Origin of the sequence: Nocardia sp. NPDC058519 (genome assembly GCF_042719755.1) — a bacterium.
In the GTDB taxonomy this organism is placed as follows: Bacteria; Actinomycetota; Actinomycetes; order Mycobacteriales; family Mycobacteriaceae; genus Nocardia.
Map to the genome: position 1 here is coordinate 47,294 of NZ_JBHXNK010000015.1, position 19,704 is coordinate 66,997.

Genomic DNA, 19,704 nt, shown 5'->3' on the forward strand with positions numbered 1-19,704 from the left:
GCTATTTGACGCCGATGCGGAAATGCACTGTGCCGTCGGCGTCCACGCTCTGCAGGGCTTGGTCGATCAGGGTGCTGATATCGATGGCGGGTGTCCGGTTCACCGCATCGGTGACGACCGGACCGAGAATCTGTCCCAGCGAGGCGATGCTCGGCCCGATCTCGTCGATCAGGGTGGTCAGGTCGGCCAGGAACGGCACGAGGCCGTCGCCGGTGAAATAGGCGGGCACCGGACGACTCTCGACGAGCTCCGCACCCGATTCGACGATCGCGTTCAGCGTCACGCCGAACTCGCCGAACAGCGGGCCCGCGGTGCCGAGCGAGGGCCCGAGCCATTCCATGTTGCCGCCGAGGGCCTGCACGTCGGCGAACAGTTGCCGCACGGCCTCGGTGCGGCTGAGCAGGGTGGCCGCGAGCAGGGTCGACGACCGCTGCAAGGTCTGCATCGCCGTGTCCGTCCCGGCCAGCGCGCGGTCGAAGGTGTCGACCAGGTTCGCGATCGCCTCCGGATGGATCTGTTCGAGCAATTCGACCAGTCGGGCCGACAGAGCCGTGATGGTCATCGGCAGGTGGATCCGGCCCGCCGCGACGACCTGGCCGTCCTCGAGATACGGGCCCGCACCCGATTCCGGCGCGAAGGCGATATAGGGCTCACCGAGCGCCGAGAGCTGCTCGATCCGGACATCGCTGGACACCGGGATGCGGTAGCGGCTGTCGATCCGGAGCCGGACGAGCACCCCTCCCGCCTGTTTGCGCACCGACTCGGTGCGGCCGACCTGGACACCGGCCAGCAGGACAGGCGAATTCGGCGCGAGCCCGCCCGAGTTGTCCAGCCGCATGTCGGCGGTGATGTAGCTCAGTCGCGGGTCCAGCCGCAGCACACCGAGAGACATGTACCCGACCCCGAAGACCAGGACCGCCGCGATCGCGGTGAGCGACACTGCCGCACGGAGATTCATCGCACGAGTCCGATCATCCGCAGGGTGTCGACGATGCGGGCGGTGTGCTCGTCGGCAGTGACCGGGTCGGCCGACGGCCCGAGGGTGACGTCGACCAGGTCGACCTTCGGGCCGTGCGTGGCGAAGGGAACGAGATCGGTATTGATCAGGTCGATGAGCGCCTTCATGTTCGACGGTGAATCGGCGTCGAGCGGGCGGCTGCCCAGCAGCATCGGGACCAGGGCGCGGGTGGTGTCGTCCAGGGAGGACAGCAGCGGGCCGAGCCACTGCGCGCTCGGCGCGACCGGGCCGAGCGCGGTCAGCACGAAGATGACCCGGATCTGCGCGTTCACCGCATCGGTGGTGTGTTGGACCCCGTAGGGCGTGAGCAGTTCGTCGAGAATCGGCAGGTTCTGCTGCATGCCCTCCTCGACCGTGGCCTCCAAGCCGTCGAGCAGGGCGTCGACCGAGTGCAGGTGGTCACCGAGGTCGGTGATGTCGGCGCCGAGAATGCCCGCGAGGCGGGCGGTGTCGCGCGGATCGTCGGGGAACACGCCGTTCATGGTGCGGACGATGGATTGGAAGTCGGTCACCGCTCCGCTGCCGATGAAGGTGGACAGCCCGGCCAGGATGTCCTCGATCGGGGGCGACTGGGTGGTGTCCGCGAGTGGGATGGTCGCGCCCGCCGTCAGCTCGCCCGCCCGCGCTTGCGCCGGTTCACTCAGCGCGATGTGGACGTCGCCCAGCGGAGTCTCCTGCCGAAGTTCGGCGGTGGTGCCGACCGAGAGCCGTACCGACTGCCCGATGGCCACATCGGCGATGGCATAGCCGGGCACGGCGGCCCGGTCCGGTGTGGCGGCGACGGGATCGACGAGGGTGACCCCGGTGAGCATGCCGACCCGGACACCGGCCGCGATCACCTTGGCGCCCTGCGGAAGATTGAGCACATCGGCGAACTCGATCCGCAGCGGATATGTCGGACCGTCGACACCCGAACCCGGAACCGGTAGGTCGGCGGGCTGGAAGCCGCAGCCGGTGGCGGCGAGCAGCACCGCGAACAGGAGCAGGGCGGCGCGTCTCATCGTGCACTCACCGCCCCGAGCAGCAGTGGCAGGGCAGGAATCGTCATCGCACCGCTTTCGGCCGCCTGGCATCGCTGCCGGGTGATGATCTGCACGGCCGCACAGACCTGGGCCGTGTCGTGCTGGGCGAGTAGGAGTTTCGGTGGTGTGTAGCCGATGGTCAGCGCACCACTGGCCGGGTCGACGGCGCCGGCGAAGCCGCTCGCCACGGCCGGAGTCATGGCGATGACGTCGGCGAGCGAGCCGACGCCCGCCGCGATCATGCGCGAAAGATCCGGCACGGAATCCAAGGCGCGCAGCGCGGGCGAACCGAACATCACGATCACGTCGTTGAGCTGAGGCAGCAGATCGGCGAGCGCGGCGACGATCTCGATGATCGGCGGGAACGCGATGGTGACGATGTCGTTGAACGTCTGCGGCAGCCCACTCACCGTGGTCTCCACCTGGGACCAGCCGCCGCGGGCCCGGTGCGCGAGCTCGGTGAGCGCGTCGAGCAGTTGCCCGATGTGGCCGATCGCCGCGTCGGGTGCGGCCAGTGCCCTGCTCAGTGCGGCGATGACGTCGTTGATCTGATCGCCCGTCCCCGCCGTCGCGCGATCGAGCGCGTCGATTCCGGCCCCGACGGCGGTGCGCTGCGAGGGATCTCCCGCACCGTTGAGCTGGTCGGCGAGCCCGGCCAGCGCGTCGAAGGTCTGCGTCAGGCTCTTGGGGGTCAGGGTCTTGGTGATGCACTCGCTCGAATTCCAGCCCGGCCCAGCGGGTTCGGCGCCGATCAGGGCCAGCCGCCGGTCGGCGATCAAGGTGTCGCTGACGGTCACCGCCCCGACATCGACCGGCAGCTTGCGATCGGCGCGGACGGCGAATTCGACGCGCGCCACCGCACCGTCGATGCTGATCTCGGTGACCCGCCCGACCTGCACCCCCATGACCGTGACCGCGCTGCCCTCGTAGAGCCCTATGCTGTCGGGCATTTCGGCGCAGTAGCCACGCATCGCCGGATTCGGCGAACTCAGCCGCAGACCGATCGCACCGGCGAGGACGAGCGTCACGACGACCCCGGCCGACATCAGCCCGCGCGATCCCAGGATCTTCTTCAGCATCAACAACCGCCTCCCGGCAGTGGCACGCACACGGCGGGCAGCTGGATCGTCGCAGCGGACTGGTCGACGCGCACCCCGCCGCCCGTCGGCATCAGCGGCAGCAACCGTTGCTCGAGCGCTCGCACGGAATCGAGCAGGGTGCCGAGGCGCGCGCCGAGCTCCTCGAGCGCGGGGATGGCATCGGCGAGCGGCTGGGCGCGCTGTTCGATCGACGCGTCCCACGCGCGCCCGAGCGGCGTGAGGTCTTGCAGGATCACTGCCAGGTCGTACAGGGATGCGGCGACCTGCACCTTGTTGGTCTGGATGATCTGTTCGAGCGTGCCGAGGGTGATGAGCAGATCGGCCAGCACATCGGCGTTCGCGTTGAGCGCGGTCAGGTATTCGTCGGCGATGGACAGGGCCCGGGAGATGTCCGCGTTCTGCTCGTCCAGGATCGCGACGATGTCACCGGCGGCGCGCACCGTCGACCGCACGGCGTCCGGGCTCTTGTCGATCGCGGTGGACAGTGCGCCGAGGTCGCGCCGGAAGATGTTCCCGTCGATCCGGCGCACCGGCTCCACCGCGTCCTGGAACGCCTTGGTCAGGTTGTAGGGCACGATGACTCGCTCCGTGGGGATCACCGCGGCGCCGAGCGGCTTCGTGCCCGCGGGCAGGACGGCCACGTAGTAGCCACCCACGAAGGTGAGCATCCGGATGTCGAGGGTGGTCTGATCACCGAGGAACGCGTCCTGCGCGACGGTGAATTCCATCCTGACCCGATCTGGCAGCAGGGTCAGCGAGGTCACCTTCCCGACGGGTATCCCCGCGAGCCGCACGTCGTCGCCGGTGCGGACCGAGCCCGCCTGGGTCATCTCGGCCGCATACGTCCGCTCAGCGGTTGTTCCGGTGACATAGACCGCGCCGATCGCGACCAGCAGCAGGACGGCCGCGCACATTCCCGCTATCCCCCAACGCAATTCGCCTGCCCGCGGATCGGCGGCGCGTCCGCGCGTTATCGGTGACACAGCACGATCCCCTGTCCGGCGATGAGCACTTGCAGAGGTTGAGGCGCCGTGGCATCCCCGTGCGAGCAGGTGAGGTCGGGCCCGGTGGGCGGAATCGCCTGTGTCATCGCCTGAATGAGGCCGGGCAGGCTCTCGAAGGCGGCCACCGCGTCGTACGGATCGGGAAATGCCCTTCGCAGCGCTACATCGAGGTCTCCGCCGGGTTCGCCGGTGGCCCCGAGGACGGTCAGCATGCTCCGAAGTGGTTGCAGGACACCGGGTATCCCGTTCGCGAAGTCGACGAGTCCGGGCAGCTTCTCGGTGATGGTGATGAACAGGTTGGTCAGATTGGTCAGCAGGGTCATCGCATTGCCCGACTTTCCGCCGAGATGATCGGCCACCTGGGCGAGGTTGCCCGCCAGGGTCGCCAGCACCGCCTGCCGATCGGAGGCGTAGCGGCTGAGCTTGTCGATGGCGCCCAGCGCCTGCCCGATACCCGTCCCGTCGCCCTGGATCACCGCGAGGATGCTGGTCGCGAACTGATTGAGATCGTCGGGCGAGAGTTCGGCCAGCACCGGCTGCAAGCCTTTGAACAGTCGGGTGATGTCGAAGTCGGGCACCGTTTCCGCGGTGCCGAAAACCGCTGCCGGATCACGCTTTCCCCCGGGCTGTTCGGGCTGCTCGATGTCCAGATACCGGAATCCGGTGAGGTTCTGGTACCGGATGGCGATCACGGTATTGGTGAACAGCGCCCGATCCCTGCTGACGGTGAACCGCACCCGAGCGAGTGCGCCGTCGAGTTCGACCGCGCGCACCTTGCCGACCTGAACGCCGTAGAGACGCACGTCGTCGCCACCGCGCAGGCCGTTCGCATCGGTGAACAGCGCTGTGTAGGTGTCTGTTTCGCCGTCGACGGGTCGTTCGATCACGCGCAGGACGCCCACCAGCACCACACCCATCAGCAGGACCGCGGAGGCTACGCGCAGCAGCAGGGCACGGGTCGTCATCAGCGGACGCCCCCGAGCATCGAGGACAGCGGTGTCGCCAGGCCGGGCACCACATCCAGTTCGACCCCGGCGGTGAGCACCGGGCCATTGGGTGTGTCGCGGAAGGCGGTGTCGAGGCGGGTGAGTAGTTCGCTCAGCTGCTGCGCAGAGCGTTCCGGGGTGCTGACCGACGCGGAAAGCCGGTCGAGGACAAGGCTGATCATGGGCAGGATTCCACCGAAATACTGTCGGGACGTGCTGAGCAGTTGGGTGACGGTCGGCAGCAATTGGTATTGGATGCCTTCGAACATCTGGCCGAAGCGCTGGAGTTGATCGGGTACCGCCAGGTACTTGTTCGTGTACTCCGCGTTCAGCAGCGTCAGCCCGCCGGTGAGCATCGGCGGCAACCCGGTCAGCGCCGAACCGAACTGTTCGAACAGCATCGACGGCGGGAGCTGCCTGGTTTCGGCATAGGAACGGGCGGTCGTGCCGATGGCCTGCATCAGCGGCGTGAAGGCTGTGAGGTCGCGCGAGATCGTGCTGAGCAGTTCGACGAGTTTCGGTGTCAGCACCTCGTCGGTGAGCTGTCCCGTCGATTTCAGCAGGGCCGAGAGCGTGGCGTCGTGGACCCGATCGGCTTCGCGGTCGGTGAGGTCGACGATCGAACCGTCGACCAGCTCGGCGCCGCCCGCCGTCGAGTGCAGCTCGATGGCGCTGATGCCGAAGAGGTTTCCCGGCGCGTAGTCGACGGTCAGCGCGTTCGTCAGGCCGAACAGCTGAGACCCGCTCAGCGTCAGCTCGATGCGCTGGGTGCTCCGGCCCGCGAAGTCGATCGTGGCGACCGACCCGACGCGCACGCCGTCGAGCCGGACGTCGGTCCCCTCCCCCACTCCCTCGCCGACCTCGCCGACCAGTAGCGCGACCTGGATCTGGTCGGCGGGCTCACTGTCGGGCACCACCCGCCAGACGAGCACGCCGAGCAGCGTGAGCACGATGGCGAGGGTGCCGAGTACGCGGGCGCGCAGTGGCCCGACTTCGGTTCCCGGCAGGGCATAAGCAGGCATGGCATCACCCGGTGAACGTGACGGGAGATTGGAATCCCCACAGTGCGATGGTGGCGACCATGTCGAGCGCGATGATCGCCACCAGGCTCGCCCGAATGGCGCGCCCGGAACCGATGCCGACGCCCTCGGGGCCGCCCGTGGCGAAATAGCCCTGATAGCAATGGATCAGCACGACAGCGACCGCGAACACCATCACCTTGACGGTCGCGGCGAAGACATCCCAGCCGACGACGAACTGATCGAAGTAGTGGTTGTACGTTCCGGTCGGTGTCCCATGGATGGTCGTCACGATGAAGGCGCAGGAGAAGTAGCTCAGGATCAGCGCGACCACGAATGCCGGTGCGACGGCGAAGATTCCGGCGATCACCCGGGTCGTCACGACGAACGGCACCGAGCGGATGCCCAGCGATTCGAGTGCGTCGATCTCCTCGGAGATGCGCATGGAGCCGATCTCGGCGGTCATCCGGCACCCGGCTTGGGCCGCGAATCCGATCCCGGCCGCGATCGGCGCGAGCTCACGGGTGACACCGAAGGCCGAGATGAGACCGCTGAGCTGACCCAGGGACAACAGATTCAGCGCGCTGAACGCCTCGATGCCGATGGACGCGCCCATGGCCGCACCGAGCAGAAGCATCAGCGGTACCACGCCACCGCCGATGATCACCGAACCGCGACCCCAGGTCATGTCCGTCACCATCGTGATCGTCTGACGGCGGTAGTGCACGAGGGTGTAGGGCACCGACGACAGCACCTGCCAGCAGAAGCCGAGCACGAACCCGATGGACTCGATCGGGCCGAACGGCCGAATGCCACGCCGGCGGAGCCGGCCGACCCACCGCAGCCCACCGGGATAGTAGGGAGCGCTCATCAGGCCATCCTCACCGGGAAGAACATGGTGACGACCTGGGTGATCACGGTGTTCAGAACGACGGCCGCGGCGATCGACATCACCACGGCCGCATTGACCCCGTCGGCGACACCGCGCGGTCCGCCCTTGGCCTCCAACCCCCGTTGACAGGCGATGACGACGACCAGGAAGCCGAAGATCAGCGCCTTGACCAGCGAGACCCACACGTCGATCGAGGTGGTGAAGGCGCCGAAGGACTGCCAGTAACTGCCCGGGGTGACGTTCAGCGCCGACACCGCGACCACGAAGCCCGAACTGACGCCGATGAAGATGATCAGGACATTGAGCAGCGGCGCGACGAGCATCATGGCCGCGATGCGTGGCACGACCAGGCGTTGCACCGGGTCGATGCCCATCACCCGCAGTGCGTCGACCTCTTCGCGGACGGTTCTGGCGCCCAGGTCGGCCGCGATGGCGGCGGCGCCCGCACCGCCCAGCAGCATCGCGGTGGCCATCGGCGCACCCTGTTTGATGACGCCGAGTCCGCCCGCCGCGCCGATCATCGAATCGGCGCCGAGTTCGGACACGATATTGCCGACTTGCGCGGAAACGATGACACCGAACGGAATGGCCATCAAAATGCTCGGCACCGCGGTGACTCTGATCAGAAACCACGCTTGCGTGAGGGTTTCGTGTACCTGGAATCGCCCTCGAATGGCGTCGATCGTGCCGATGTAGATCGCCGCGGCGCCGATATGCAATGCGCGGCCGAGAGTCGCCACACTCGAAAGGACGGTGTCGGAGAAGTTCCGACGAATTACTTGTCCAGCGCTGACCTGTTCCCCCTCCGGCGCTGCCGGGTCACCAGGGCCCGTCACACCACCGTGAGCCGGTGCAACTTCGCCGTCTACCCGTGCCATGCCGGTGACCGTACCATATGATTTAGACCACATTCCAGACACTGGTCCAGATTGCTGACCGGCTTCGAACGGACGTTCACCGGCCGGTCAGAGCCATGAAGTCGGAGAAAGCGTTGTGCCGAACTTGCGTCGATGATACCGTCCAGACACATGTCCAGCTACGTGTCTCCCTCGGGGTTGCAGGCCCCCGCCGCCGAAGGGGACGACCTATCGAAACCGGGGTATTCGCGATGACCAGCGCCACTGTGGAGCCCGTGACTTTCGACCCGTACGACTACGGATTCCATGAAGACCCGTACCCGACTTACCACCGATTGCGCACCGAGGCGCCGCTTTACCACAATCCCGAGCTCGATTTCTGGGCGCTTTCCCGGCATTCCGATGTGGTCGCGGCATTTCGGGACAGCAATCGGCTGTCGAGTGCCAATGGAGTCTCCCTCGATCCGGCGGCCTGGGGTCCGCACGCACACCGGGTGATGTCATTCCTGGCGATGGACGATCCGCGGCATATGCGGATGCGCAGACTCGTTTTCAAGGGTTTCACACCGAAACGTGTGGCCGAGATGGAAGTCCGGATCCGGGAGATCACCCTCGAGCATCTCGAGCCGGCGCTCGCGCGCGGCAGCTTCGACTGGATCGACGAGGTCGCGGGCAAGCTGCCGATGGACGTCATCTCCGAACTGATGGGCGTGCCCGAGCCCGATCGCGCCGAGATCCGCCGCCTGGCCGACCTGGTGGTGCACCGCGAAGAGGGCGTGCTCGACGTACCGGTCGACGCGATCGACGCCTCGATCCGGCTGTTCGGCTACTACGCCGACATGGTCGCCCAGCGCCGTGCCGACCCCGCCGACGATCTCACCTCGGCGCTGCTCGATGCCGAGATCGATGACGACACCCTCACCGACGAGGAGATCATCGGCTTCATGTTCCTGATGGTCGTCGCCGGAAACGAGACCACCACAAAGCTTTTGGGCAACGCTCTCTACTGGGCGGGCGCCAACCCCGCGGAGTACGCCAAGGTCGTCGCCGAACCGGAGCTGGTCAACGACTGGGTGGAGGAGACCCTGCGCTACGACACCTCCAGCCAGATCGTGGCCCGCACCGCGGCGGTCGACCTCGAATACCACGGCGGCACCATCCCGGCGGGCGCGAAGGTGCTGTTGCTGATCGGCTCGGCCAACCGCGATCCGGCGGCCTTCGACGACGGTGACAGCTACGTCATCGACCGCAGCAGCAGCTCGGCGCTCGCCAGTTTCGGTGCGGGCGTGCACTTCTGCCTCGGCGCGCACCTGGCCCGGCTCGAGGCCACCATCGTGCTCGGCGAATTCGCTTCGCGGGTAGCGACTTTCGACGTCGCGGCCGACGGCATCGCCCGCGTGCACTCCACGAACGTCCGCGGCTTCGCCAAACTCCCCATCACAGTAGAGGTCAGCTAGTGCCCCGATTCGAACCCAATCCCGACCGCAGGCCCGTACTGGTAGCGGGCGCCTCCTCCGGTATCGGCGCCGCGACCGCCGTCGCCCTGGCCCAGCTCGGCCATCCGGTGACGCTGGGCGCGCGCCGGGTCGAGCTGTGCGAGGAGATCGCCGCCAAGATCCGCGCCGGCGGCGGCGAGGCGTACGCCCACCGGCTCGACGTCACCGATGCCGGCTCCGTCGACGAGTTCGTGACGGCCGCCGAGCGCACACTCGGCCCGACCGAGATCCTCGTCTCCGGTGCGGGCGACATCGAATTCTCGCTGGTGGGCGAGATGGACCCGGAGCGATTCCTGTTCCAGGTGCAGGTCCACCTCGTCGGCGCGCAACGCCTCGTCCACCGGGTGCTGCCGGGGATGACCGCGCGGCGACGCGGCGATCTCGTCGTGATCAGCTCCGACTGCGCCGACAACCCACGGCCGCGCTCCGGTGCCTACAGCGCCGCGAAGAACGGCCTCGAAGCGATGGTCGGCCAGTTGCGCATGGAACTGGAAGGCAGCGGGATTCGCGCCTCGCTGGTACGGCCGGGCCCGACCCTGACCGGGATGGGCATGGACTCGACCCCCGAGATCGTCGGGCCGGTGCTACAGGACTGGAAGGACTGGGGCTTGGCCCGCCACCCCTACATGTTGCGTCCCGAACACCTCGCCGATGCGGTCGCGACCGTCGTCTCCGTCCCCCGTGGCGCCCACATGGTGCTGGTCGAGGTGCAGCCGGAGGCGCCCCTGCGGCCGGTGCCGGACGGAGGCGCGTCGTGAGAATCGTGGTCGATCTGGACCTGTGCCAGGGACACGGGGTCTGTCAGGACGAAGCGCCCGCTGTCTTCACCGTGCCCAAACGCGGCCTGGTCGAGATCGTGGACGCCACTCCGGGCGACGCGCAGCGCAAGGCCGTCGAGGCCGCGATCCGCTACTGCCCCACCCAAGCTCTGTCGATCGCCGACGGTGGCGAATCCGACTCCTCTGCGAAAGGCACAGTCTGATGGCAAGTTTCGAGCGGTCCGAACTCGACGAGATGGTTCGGCGCTGGGTCGTGGAGAACCAGCGGTGCGAGGAGAAGGGCGACTGGAAGCCGCTGGCCGAGATGTACACGGTGGATGCGACCTACGGCTGGAACTACGGTCCCAAGCAGGAGTTCATGTCCGTCGGCCGCGACGAGATCCGCGACTACGCCCTCGGCCAGGAGATGCTCGGCCTCGAAGGCTGGACCTATCCGTACCAGGAGTTCGTCATCGACGAGCGCAGCGGCACCGTGATCGGCTTCTGGAAGCAGATCAACGAGGGCAAGCGCGCCGACGGCCGCCACTACTCCCCCGAGGGCATCGGCGGTAGCTGGTTCCGCTACGGCGGTGACTTCCAATGGTCCTGGCAGCGCGACTTCTTCGACTTCGGCAATGTCTCGGCGATGTTCCTCGACATGATCACCGACAACGCGCTGTCGCCGGGCATGCACAAGCGCATCGAGCGCTCGGTATCGCGTGACCCGCTGCCCGGCTGGTACCGCGTCGGCGAATCACCCGCCTCCCTGTGGTGACACCGATGAGCAGCTTCACCATGCTGTCCAGGGACCAGCTGGCCGCGCTGGTCCCCGAGTTACTGCTGTGTGGTCACCTCATCGACCGGTCCGGGATGGCGCACACCATCGCCGCTTTCGGTCGCGAGGGGATGACAGCGGTAGCCATCGAGGAGTGGCAGCTGGCCAGCCCGATCTATACGCGCCGCATGCAGCAAGCCCTCGGGTTCGCCGGGGACAGCGTCGAGACCATCTTCAAAGGGCTGCAACTCGACATCGGCGCGCCACCGCAGTTCATGGACTTCCGGTTCCGGGTCGACGACCACGATCACGGCGAGTTCTGGCTCGATCACTGCGGTGCGCTGGCCGATGTCGAGCCGATGGGTGAGGAATTCGTGGTGGCGATGTGCCACGACATCGAGGACCCCACCTTCGACGCGACGGCGCTGGCCACCAACCCGCACGCCCAGGTGCGACCGGTGCACCGCCCACCACGCCAACCCGCCGACCGGACCCCGGTGTGCGCGTGGACGGTCGTCATCGATCCCGCCCACGTCCCGCCCGCCGTGCCACGCAACGCGGCGCTCGTCGCGAATTCCGTTGCCGCGGGGCTGGAATTGGCCGAGATCGACCCGCGCGAGGAAGGCCTCGCCGACTACACAGGGCCGCTGCTGAGCGATCTGCGATTCGCCGATTTCTCGCACGCGGCCTTGCGGCGGATGGCTGATGAGATCTGCCTGCAGCAGCATCTGCTGACCCTCGGGTTCATGGTCGCCATCCGCGAACGCGGCGATGCGGCGACCGCCCTCGGGATCGGGCGCAAACAGTTCGCCGGGATCGCCGGACTGACCTCCGAGCGCATCCGCAAATGCCTTGCCCTCGATGACGATCCGCACGCGCTCGCCACGGTCCTGCGCCTGCATCCGGCGCTGAACCCGGCGAGCTATACCGATATCGGTATCTCGATGCTGCCATCCGGTGTGCGCCTGCGTTTTCCGCACGCCAGCGGGGCTCGCACCGACGGTGCCTGGTCTTCGATGCTGTCGCCCGAAGATCTGCGTCCTCTCGATGCCCTTGTCCGCGGGGTCAACCCGCGTTTCGTCGCCCGTGTCGCCGGGACGGACCAGCACGGCTGGACCGTCGACATCGACCTGGCCGAGCAACCGTTCCGAGAAGCCTCCGAGGTCGCGGTGACCCGCTTCAGCACCGGTGCTGGCTTCGCCTTCACCGACCGCGGAAAACCCCTGCCACTCACCGTCGTGTGAGAGATCGTCAAGAGATGGACTGACATGGCCAACAACTTCGCCGACCTATTCGAACATTCCGTCGACGCCATGCCCGATCGGATCGCCCTCATTCAGCGCGATCGTCGAGTGACTTTCCGGGAGCTCGATATCCGGGCCAACCGGCTCGCCGACCAACTGGCCGAGTTGGGCGTCGGCCACGGCACGCACGTGGGCTTCCAGATGCACAACAGCATCGAAACGATGGAGACGTTGATCGCCTGCTTCAAGCTGGCGGCCGTCCCGATCAATATCAACTACCGGTACGGCCCGACCGAACTGGCCTACGTCTACGGCAACGCCGACCTCGAAGTGCTGGTGTACCACGCCTGTTACGGCGACACGGTCCGTGCGGCCCTCGAGCTCACGCCGACTGTGCGCCAGGCGATCTGCGTCGACGACGACCGCGATGTCGGCGTACCGGGTGCGGGCTCGATCCGCTACGAGCAGCTCGTCGAGGCGGGAAAACCGCTGCGCCCCACGGTGACCCGCACCGCGGACGACCTGTTCATGATGTACACCGGCGGGACCACCGGCATGCCGAAAGGGGTCATGTGGCGGCAGGAGGACATGTGGCGCGTGCTCGGCGGCGGCGTCGACTTCTACAGCGGCGAACCGGTGCGCGACGAATATCAGCAGTCCGCGAACGGTACGCAGGCGGTGCCGAGCATCTGGTTCGTGCTCCCGCCGCTGATCCACGCCGCGGCGATGATGCCGACGTTCAACGCACTCTGGTCGGGCAATTCCGTGCTGTTCGAGCCGCGCTTCGACCCGGCGCAGGTGTGGCGTTCCGTTGCCACGCACCGTCCGCACGTCATGGTCATCACCGGTGACGCGATGGCGCGCCCGCTCATGGATGCCTTCGACGACGAACCGGTCGATGCCTCGTCGCTGCTGGTCATCGCCTCGGGGGCCGCGCTGCTGTCCCAGCCGGTGAAGAACGCACTGCTGGAGAAGTTTCCGACGTCGATGGTGTCGGACTCGATCGGGTCGTCCGAAACCGGCTTCGGCGGTATCGGTTTCGCGCAGAAGGACGACGATCCGGCGCGTGGGCCACGGGTGCAGACCGGGCGCGGTGCGGTGGTCGTCGGCGAGGACGGGCGGCCCGTCGCCCCCGGCGAGGAGGGCTGGCTGGCCAAGACCGGTGCGGTCCCGATCGGCTACTACAACGATCCCGATCGCACCGCTCGGCTGTTCAAGACGGTCGACGGAGCCCGCATCGTGGTCACCGACGACCGCGCCCGCGCCGAGTCCGACGGCTCCATCACTCTGATCGGGCGCGGCAACATGGTGATCAACACCGGTGGGGAGAAGGTGTTTCCCGAGGAGGTCGAGGCCGTCGTGAAATCCCACGACGCGATCTACGACGCGGTCGTCATCGGGGTCCCGCACGAACGGTGGGGCCAGCAGGTCGCCGCGATCATCTCGATCGCCCCGGACCACACCTTGGACTTCGATGCCGTGCGCACTCACCTGCGCCCCCACCTCGCCGGGTACAAGATTCCCAAACGCATCTGGGTGGCAGACACGATCTCCCGTTCACCCAGTGGCAAACCCGACTATCGCTGGGCCAAGGACTACCTCACCGACCGCGCCCCCGACCATCGGACCGACTGAGGCAACGCTGTCAGTCAGATGACCTTCGCGTCGATCAGCAGGGTCCAGATCTCGCCCTGATCGACGACTTCGACGCCGAGCTTCTCCGCCTTGGCCAGCTTGCTGTCGCCGACTCCCGCGCCGGTGATGAGCATGTCGGTGTTCGCCGAGACGGAGGAGGCCGCCGTCGCCCCCGCCTGCTCACACAGTCGCTGGAACGTCGGGCGGGCCACCTTCTCGCCGGAGCGCGGGTCGCTGATCGCCCCGGTGATCACCACCGTTTTGCCCTCGAGGGGCGCGCCTGCCGCGATGACCGGCGGCAGGTCCTCTTCGCGCACATCCAGACTGACGCCGAGTTCGCGCAGGCGGTCCAGTTCCGGACGCAGTCGCGTCAGGTGCGCGACCAGGGAGGCAGCGACCTTCGGGCCGATGTCTTCGACCGCCACGAGTCGTTCCTCGCCCGCGTCGGCGACCTCTTCCAGCGAGCCGAAGCCTGCTCGCGCCAGGCGAGCGGCGGTGCCGTCGGAGGCCATCGGGATGGCAAGGCCGATCAGGGCGCGGCGCAGGCCGACCTGGCGGCTGGCGTCGATCGAGTCGATCATGCGCGTGGCGGAGATCTCGCCGACGCGGTCGAATTCGAGCAGCCGCTCCTTGGTCAGTGTGTAGAAGTCCGACGGGCTTTCGAGAATGCCCGCCTCGGCGAGGCGTTCGATCCACACTCCCCCGATGGCGTCGATGTCGGCTGCCGCGCGCGAGGCCCAGTGGATCAGCCTGCGAACGGTTTGCGCGGGACAGGAAACGTTGGTGCAGAACAGTTCTCGGCTGTTGCCCTGTTCGGTGACCGGCTGACCGCACGAGGGGCAGACGGTGGGCGAGATGATCTCGAGTTCCTCGCCCGTGCGCTTGGCGGCGTCGAGCACACCCGCCACGAACGGGATGACATCACCCGCGCGGCGCACCAGCACCGTGTCACCGACCTTGATGTCGCGGGCGCGGATCACCTCCTGGTTCGCCAGCGTGGCCTTCGTGACCGTGGTGCCGCCCACGAACACCGGCTCCAACCACGCGACGGGGACGATCTTGCCCGTCTTGCCGACGTCCCAGATCACCTCGCGCAGCAAGGTGGTCTTCTCCTCGGCGGCGAACTTGAACGCCAGCGCACCACGCGGGGAGTTCGACCGGGTTCCGGCCGCCGCGTAGGCATCACGGTCGGCCAGACGCAGCACCGCGCCGTCGATGTCGTAGTCCAGATCGTTGCGGCCCTGCTCGATCTCGGTGATCGCCGCCTGCGCCTGCGCGGCGTCGGCACACAGCCGCATCCGCGCACCCGCGACCCCGATCGCACGCAGCCCTTCCCCCAGGTCGTGCGCGGCGTCGTCGGCCGAGGTATCCAAGTCGAAGCCGAAGAACTGCAGGCGCCGCTCCGACACGGTGGCCGGGTCCTTCGCCCGCAGGGTGCCCGCCGCGGCGTTGCGCGGATTGATCAGCGGTTTGTCCGGGTGCGCGGTGTTGTAGGCGAGGAAGGTCGATCGCAGCATCACCGCCTCGCCGCGCACTTCGACGCGGCCGGGAAGGTCGATCCGCTCGGGAACCCCGTCGACGAGGGCACGGACCAGCGGGGTCACATCGTCACCGGTGGTGCCGTCACCGCGGGTCACGGCACGCGCCAGCCGCCCGTTCTCGAAGACCAGAGACAGCGATAAGCCGTCGAGCTTGGGCATCACGACCACCGACTGACCGGGGAAACGACCGAAGAACGCCTCGACCTGCTCCGGCTTGGTCGCCTTCTCCAGCGAGAGCATCGGCCGCGCGTGCCGGACCGGGGCGTGCAGCACCGCGGGCGCACCGACCTGCTCGAGCGGATTCGGGTCCGGCGCGAGGTCGGGATGCGCCTCGATCAGCGCGCGCAGCTCGTCTTCGATCGCGTCGAATTCCGCGTCCGCGACCAGCGGTGCTCCCTGGTAGTAGGCGTCGCGCAGCGCGACCATCCGGTCGGCGAGTTCTTGGATGCGTTCCCCTGTTTCCACGGACAAGACGCTACCGATACCCACCGACATCTCACGTCACGGAGTGCTACTTGGCGTCGCCGTAGCACTGCACCACCGCGGTCGTGAACGGAAACCGGACCGGTGTCTGCCCGAAGGCGATCCGGCCCGCGGTGTCGGCGGCGGTCGCGATCGCTTCGGCCACCGCCGCGGCTTCCTCGGTCGGGCAGTGCACGATCACCTCGTCGTGCTGGAAGAAGACCAGTTCCGCGCGGAGGTCGCGGATCGCGTGCCGGATGCCTGCCAGGAGCAGCAGGGCCCAGTCGGCGGCGCTGCCCTGCACCACGAAGTTCCGGGTGAAGCGGCCGCGGGCACGGGCGGCGGAATCGGCGCGCGTGTCCTGGGGCGCGTCGATCTCGTCGAGCCCAACCGACAACGGCGTGCAGGTGCGCCCCAACCAGGTACGCACGAGGCGGCCTTCCTCGCCGGCGCGCGCGGCGTCGTCGACATAGGCCACGGCGGCCGGATACCGCCGACGCAGGCCGGCGAGGTGGGTCAGGGCATCGCCGGAGGTCTGTCCGTAGATGGCGCCGAGGAGCCCGATCTTGGCTTGGTCCCGATCGCCGCCGAATCCACGAGCCGCCAGATCCGCGTACAGGTCTTCGCCACGACCGGCCACTTCCATCAGCCCTTGGTCACGCGAGATCGCCGCGAGGACCCTCGGCTCCATCTGGTCGGCGTCGGCGACCACCAGCGACCATCCTGGGTCGGCACGGATCGCCTGCCGGATGACCTTCGGAATCTGTAGTGCGCCACCACCGTTGGTGGTCCAGCGCCCCGACACTGTGCCGCCCGGTAGGTATTCGGGGCGGAAGCGGCCGCCGTGCACCCACTGTTCCAGCCAGGACCAACCGTGCGCCGTGTAGAGGCGGTACAGCGATTTGTAGGCCAGCAGCGGGGCGACGGCTGGGTGGTCGATCTGCTGGAGCTCCCATTTCCTGGTGGAGGACAGCAGGATTCCGGCGCGGCCGAAGGCTTTGACGATGTCGGCGGGCAGGTCGGGCCGGACCCGTACCCCGGTCCCGAACGCGCGCGACACCTGCTCGGCCAGCTCCGCCATCCGCCGCGGTTCCGATCCACCCGGAAAGCGCTCGCCCAGCATCGAATCCAGGAGTTCGCGGTGGACATCGGCGCGCCACGGAATTCCGAGCCGACCCATCTCGACCGCGACGAGCATGCCGGCCGATTCGGCGGCGAGCAGCAGTCGCATGCGCTCGGGATGCTCGGTGCGAGCAGTTCGGGCGACCTGTCCGGCGTAGACCGCCAGCAATGCGGTGAACTCGTCGACCCCCGGCGGCAGCGGCACCGGACCTGACTCGAACAGCGACGGCTGCGTCTCGGCGGCCCGTACCGGAGCATCCGGCGGGACAGCCAGGTTGTGTAACCGTGCCCAGCCCGCCGCCAGCGAGCGCGCCTGCCCCGACTGCCCTTCCTCGTGCCCGATCAGCAGAGACTCCGCCGCCTGCACGTCATAGCACCGCTCGACCCACACGCCCGCCGCCAGCAAGGCTCGGTAGATCTCGGCGGTGGATCGCCATACCCACCGCTCGACGTCGGGGCGGGTGCGCACCGCCTCGACGAGCGAGGGCTCGTCGAGCACCGGTCCCGCCGGGTGCCCGTCCTGATCGAGCGGACACAACCGAGCGCCGCCCTCGCCCGTCTCCGCAATCGCCCATCGCACCTGCCAGAGTCTGGCACCGGGGTACGACAATCACCGGCACGCCCACGCCGACGACCAGCACGGATCGCGCCGAACGTACGAAACGCTGATCGTGCGGCCCCGCGCCCACGCCACGAACAGCCCGGTCGCGGGAGCTACACGGATACTTCGTCGCGGGCTTGGAGGTCGGCGAGTACCAGGCGAAGCAGTTGTTCGGCACGGATGCGCTGCCAGCCCAGCATCGCGTGCGGACTGAACCGGGCCTCCTCGAACAGCGCTACCAGTTCGTGCGCACCGTCGTCGTGCAGCACGCCACTGTCGAAAGCTCGCTCCAGCACTTCCCTTGGTGTATCCGAAATCAGCGGCGCCGCGGCACGATCCGCGGCCAGGCCGGCCTCCATCGCCACATAGCAGGCGATCACCGCGGTGCGCGCATCCTGACCCGGCGCGTTCATCGCGGCCAGGCCCAGCTCGGCGGCCCTGGTGAGCGAGTCGACCGTACTCACCACCTCCTCCTCGGTCAGCTGCACTCCATCGACCAGGGGCACCCGCCGCCCGGCGACGGTGACGCCGACGAGACCGACCAGCGCGATGCCGATCAGCACGACCGCCAGCCCTGCGGCTCCCAGCAACGCCATCCCGCTCAGGCGCGCCGGGCCGACCGCCGAGTCGATCACCTGCACGTCGACCTCGCCCGACACCGGCGGTGTGCCCGCTTCGGTCACCAGCAGCGCCGGATCGGGCTGACGCCTGGCGCCGGGCAACACGAACAGCATGGTGACGCCCACCGCGAACGTCAGCGCGACAGCACTGAGCGCGACCGGAGCCAGCACCGTGAAACGCCTGAACGACAAGCGAACCCCGAGATCACGCTCGACCGCGGGCATCGCCAGTGGCAGCCGATGCTGACTGACAACGACTCCCGCGAGCAAGATCACCACCGAAACCAGCAGCAATACCGGCATCAACGCGACAGCCACCGGCGAAGTACCACCGGATTCACTGGGAACAACCGTCCCAGGTAAACGTCCTTGCAGCGCGATGATCGCCGCGACAATCAAGAAGATTGCCGCGAGTACACGACCTATTGGCGCCGATATCTTTCCCACAGCCCTACCGCCGAACCCCTGGATGCCACCCGAAATGCCCACATAGTGGCATTTCCCCCGCCCGCCAGGAATCGACTACACAAGATTTGGTCGAACTCCCTCAGCGCCCCCCGATTCCTTGTTTCCGACAACATTTCCTACCGCGGGGCAATGAGGTTCGTGGCGGGACCGACTGCGGCCCCGCCACTTCCGGCATCGATCAGGGAGTCAGAAAGCGGGCGGCGTTCGCGTGTGCCCAGTGGTTGAAGGTGGTGGCGGGGTGGCCGGTGATGTCCTCGACGCTGGTGATGGGCAGGGATTCCGGCGGCGGGGTGAAGTCGATCAGGACGTTGTCGACGTACCAGGTGGTGTTGTCACCCATCGTGGGTTCCAGTGCGGCGATGGTCTCCTCGCGGGTGGAGGTGCGGAAGGTGATGTCGCGGCCGAGCGCGTCGGCCAAGTGGGCGACCATGTCGGCACGGGACAGGATCTCCGGGCCCCCGAGCGAGTGCGCGCGGCCGAGATGTCCGTCGGTGAGTAGAGCGGTGGCGGCGACAGCGGCGATATCGTTCATGGCGATGGGTGCGCTCGCGCTGTCGGGGTGCGGCTCCCGGACGGCATCGGTTTCGCGGATCTGCTGGGACCACGTCAGGGTGTTCTCCATGAAGTCGGCAGGCCACAGATGGGTCCACGCCAGCCCACTGGCCTCCACAGCGTTACACACACTGCCCCACCAGCTTTCGGGCTCACCCGACAGATCCACGACGTGCCGCACACCGGCTGCCCGTGCCAGCTCGAGCACCTCGGTGACGTTGTCCGGCGACGGTGCCAGATACATCCGGTCGACGCCCGCGAATGCGGCGGGCAAGCTGTCCGGCCTGCCCAGATGCCCCTTGGCCACCTGAACCCCGGCGGGCAGTGCGGCCTTGCTCGGGTTGATGGTCAGCGCGCGAATGTCGGTGGCACCTCGCGCGATCAGCTGGTCCACGACCATGCGCCCGATATTGGCCGTCGCCCCGGTAACCAGGATTGTCATCGGTTTCCCTCCCTCTCGGATCGTTGAACCCTTCGATCCTGCCAACGAAATCCGACCGGCGCACATGGCGGAAGGGGGCTTTCGCCGCTG

Annotated in this window: 18 protein-coding genes; 6 read left to right on the top strand and 12 right to left on the bottom strand. The window is 67.7% G+C overall.

Going from position 1 to position 19,704, the window contains the following annotated elements:
- Position 1: 1 nt before the first annotated feature.
- Genes ACFWPK_RS18090 through ACFWPK_RS18125 form a run of 8 tightly spaced genes read right to left on the bottom strand, consistent with a single transcriptional unit; the run spans position 2 to position 7,781 of the window.
- The gene (locus ACFWPK_RS18090) at positions 2 to 958 is read right to left on the bottom strand and encodes an MlaD family protein (protein WP_378917130.1); all 957 of its coding nucleotides are present in this window, start codon (positions 956 to 958) and stop codon (positions 2 to 4) included.
- Positions 955 to 2,019, bottom strand: coding sequence for an MlaD family protein (locus ACFWPK_RS18095; protein ID WP_378917131.1), 1,065 nt, complete (start codon positions 2,017 to 2,019; stop codon positions 955 to 957). The genes ACFWPK_RS18090 and ACFWPK_RS18095 overlap by 4 nt, the downstream gene beginning before the upstream one ends.
- Positions 2,016 to 3,119, bottom strand: a complete 1,104-nt coding sequence (locus tag ACFWPK_RS18100; protein ID WP_378917133.1) for an MlaD family protein — start codon at positions 3,117 to 3,119, stop codon at positions 2,016 to 2,018. The genes ACFWPK_RS18095 and ACFWPK_RS18100 overlap by 4 nt, the downstream gene beginning before the upstream one ends.
- The gene (locus tag ACFWPK_RS18105) at positions 3,119 to 4,123 is read right to left on the bottom strand and encodes an MlaD family protein (protein ID WP_378917135.1); all 1,005 of its coding nucleotides are present in this window, start codon (positions 4,121 to 4,123) and stop codon (positions 3,119 to 3,121) included. Before ACFWPK_RS18105 ends, ACFWPK_RS18100 begins: the two co-directional genes overlap by 1 nt.
- A complete protein-coding gene (locus ACFWPK_RS18110; protein ID WP_378917137.1) occupies positions 4,111 to 5,109 on the bottom strand; it encodes an MlaD family protein in 999 nt (332 codons plus the stop codon). The genes ACFWPK_RS18105 and ACFWPK_RS18110 overlap by 13 nt, the downstream gene beginning before the upstream one ends.
- Positions 5,109 to 6,152 (bottom strand): MlaD family protein, encoded by a 1,044-nt coding sequence (locus ACFWPK_RS18115; protein ID WP_378917140.1) that lies wholly within the window; start codon positions 6,150 to 6,152, stop codon positions 5,109 to 5,111. Before ACFWPK_RS18115 ends, ACFWPK_RS18110 begins: the two co-directional genes overlap by 1 nt.
- Before the next feature lie 4 nt (positions 6,153 to 6,156).
- Positions 6,157 to 7,020: an ABC transporter permease gene (locus ACFWPK_RS18120; protein ID WP_378917142.1), complete on the bottom strand. Its 864-nt coding sequence runs from the start codon at positions 7,018 to 7,020 to the stop codon at positions 6,157 to 6,159.
- Positions 7,020 to 7,781 (bottom strand): ABC transporter permease, encoded by a 762-nt coding sequence (locus tag ACFWPK_RS18125; RefSeq protein ID WP_378917144.1) that lies wholly within the window; start codon positions 7,779 to 7,781, stop codon positions 7,020 to 7,022. Before ACFWPK_RS18125 ends, ACFWPK_RS18120 begins: the two co-directional genes overlap by 1 nt.
- A 368-nt stretch (positions 7,782 to 8,149) precedes the next feature.
- Here ACFWPK_RS18125 and ACFWPK_RS18130 point away from each other — a divergent pair, with 368 nt between their 5' ends.
- From ACFWPK_RS18130 to ACFWPK_RS18155, 6 genes are read left to right on the top strand one after another with little or no spacing between them, the layout of a single operon-like run.
- Complete coding sequence (locus ACFWPK_RS18130) at positions 8,150 to 9,355, top strand: cytochrome P450 (protein WP_378917146.1); 1,206 nt, start codon at positions 8,150 to 8,152, stop codon at positions 9,353 to 9,355.
- Complete coding sequence (locus ACFWPK_RS18135) at positions 9,355 to 10,152, top strand: SDR family oxidoreductase (RefSeq protein ID WP_378917148.1); 798 nt, start codon at positions 9,355 to 9,357, stop codon at positions 10,150 to 10,152. The genes ACFWPK_RS18130 and ACFWPK_RS18135 overlap by 1 nt, the downstream gene beginning before the upstream one ends.
- Positions 10,149 to 10,376: a ferredoxin gene (locus ACFWPK_RS18140; RefSeq protein WP_378917150.1), complete on the top strand. Its 228-nt coding sequence runs from the start codon at positions 10,149 to 10,151 to the stop codon at positions 10,374 to 10,376. The genes ACFWPK_RS18135 and ACFWPK_RS18140 overlap by 4 nt, the downstream gene beginning before the upstream one ends.
- Entirely contained in the window at positions 10,376 to 10,927 is a 552-nt protein-coding gene (locus tag ACFWPK_RS18145; RefSeq protein ID WP_378917152.1) for a nuclear transport factor 2 family protein, read from the top strand. Before ACFWPK_RS18140 ends, ACFWPK_RS18145 begins: the two co-directional genes overlap by 1 nt.
- Positions 10,928 to 10,932: 5 nt before the next feature.
- Complete coding sequence (locus ACFWPK_RS18150) at positions 10,933 to 12,171, top strand: hypothetical protein (RefSeq protein ID WP_378917154.1); 1,239 nt, start codon at positions 10,933 to 10,935, stop codon at positions 12,169 to 12,171.
- Between the two features lie 24 nt (positions 12,172 to 12,195).
- Positions 12,196 to 13,806, top strand: a complete 1,611-nt coding sequence (locus ACFWPK_RS18155) for an acyl-CoA synthetase (RefSeq protein ID WP_378917156.1) — start codon at positions 12,196 to 12,198, stop codon at positions 13,804 to 13,806.
- Positions 13,807 to 13,820: 14 nt separating this feature from the next.
- On the opposite strand, the gene ligA is transcribed toward ACFWPK_RS18155, so the two are convergent.
- The 4 genes from ligA to ACFWPK_RS18175 form a co-directional block, all read right to left on the bottom strand.
- Entirely contained in the window at positions 13,821 to 15,812 is a 1,992-nt protein-coding gene (ligA, locus tag ACFWPK_RS18160) for an NAD-dependent DNA ligase LigA (protein WP_378917159.1), read from the bottom strand.
- A 46-nt stretch (positions 15,813 to 15,858) separates the two neighbouring features.
- A complete protein-coding gene (locus tag ACFWPK_RS18165) occupies positions 15,859 to 17,511 on the bottom strand; it encodes a bifunctional 3'-5' exonuclease/DNA polymerase (RefSeq protein ID WP_378917161.1) in 1,653 nt (550 codons plus the stop codon).
- Positions 17,512 to 17,645: 134 nt separating this feature from the next.
- The gene (locus ACFWPK_RS18170; RefSeq protein WP_378917163.1) at positions 17,646 to 18,470 is read right to left on the bottom strand and encodes a DUF4129 domain-containing protein; all 825 of its coding nucleotides are present in this window, start codon (positions 18,468 to 18,470) and stop codon (positions 17,646 to 17,648) included.
- A 328-nt stretch (positions 18,471 to 18,798) separates the two neighbouring features.
- A complete protein-coding gene (locus ACFWPK_RS18175; RefSeq protein ID WP_378917165.1) occupies positions 18,799 to 19,614 on the bottom strand; it encodes an NAD(P)H-binding protein in 816 nt (271 codons plus the stop codon).
- Between the last annotated feature and the right edge of the window lie 90 nt (positions 19,615 to 19,704).

Bases quoted from the DNA above. Each gene is read 5' to 3' on its own strand.
- ACFWPK_RS18145 (WP_378917152.1), top strand. From the start codon at position 10,376: ATGGCAAGTTTCGAGCGGTCCGAACTCGACGAGATGGTTCGGCGCTGG.
- ACFWPK_RS18150 (WP_378917154.1), top strand. From the start codon at position 10,933: ATGAGCAGCTTCACCATGCTGTCCAGGGACCAGCTGGCCGCGCTGGTC.
- ACFWPK_RS18110 (WP_378917137.1), bottom strand. From the start codon at position 5,109: ATGACGACCCGTGCCCTGCTGCTGCGCGTAGCCTCCGCGGTCCTGCTG.
- ACFWPK_RS18175 (WP_378917165.1), bottom strand. From the start codon at position 19,614: ATGACAATCCTGGTTACCGGGGCGACGGCCAATATCGGGCGCATGGTC.
- ACFWPK_RS18090 (WP_378917130.1), bottom strand. From the start codon at position 958: ATGAATCTCCGTGCGGCAGTGTCGCTCACCGCGATCGCGGCGGTCCTG.
- ACFWPK_RS18120 (WP_378917142.1), bottom strand. From the start codon at position 7,020: ATGAGCGCTCCCTACTATCCCGGTGGGCTGCGGTGGGTCGGCCGGCTC.
- ACFWPK_RS18100 (WP_378917133.1), bottom strand. From the start codon at position 3,119: ATGCTGAAGAAGATCCTGGGATCGCGCGGGCTGATGTCGGCCGGGGTC.
- ACFWPK_RS18130 (WP_378917146.1), top strand. From the start codon at position 8,150: ATGACCAGCGCCACTGTGGAGCCCGTGACTTTCGACCCGTACGACTAC.
- ACFWPK_RS18095 (WP_378917131.1), bottom strand. From the start codon at position 2,019: ATGAGACGCGCCGCCCTGCTCCTGTTCGCGGTGCTGCTCGCCGCCACC.
- ACFWPK_RS18155 (WP_378917156.1), top strand. From the start codon at position 12,196: ATGGCCAACAACTTCGCCGACCTATTCGAACATTCCGTCGACGCCATG.
- ACFWPK_RS18115 (WP_378917140.1), bottom strand. From the start codon at position 6,152: ATGCCTGCTTATGCCCTGCCGGGAACCGAAGTCGGGCCACTGCGCGCC.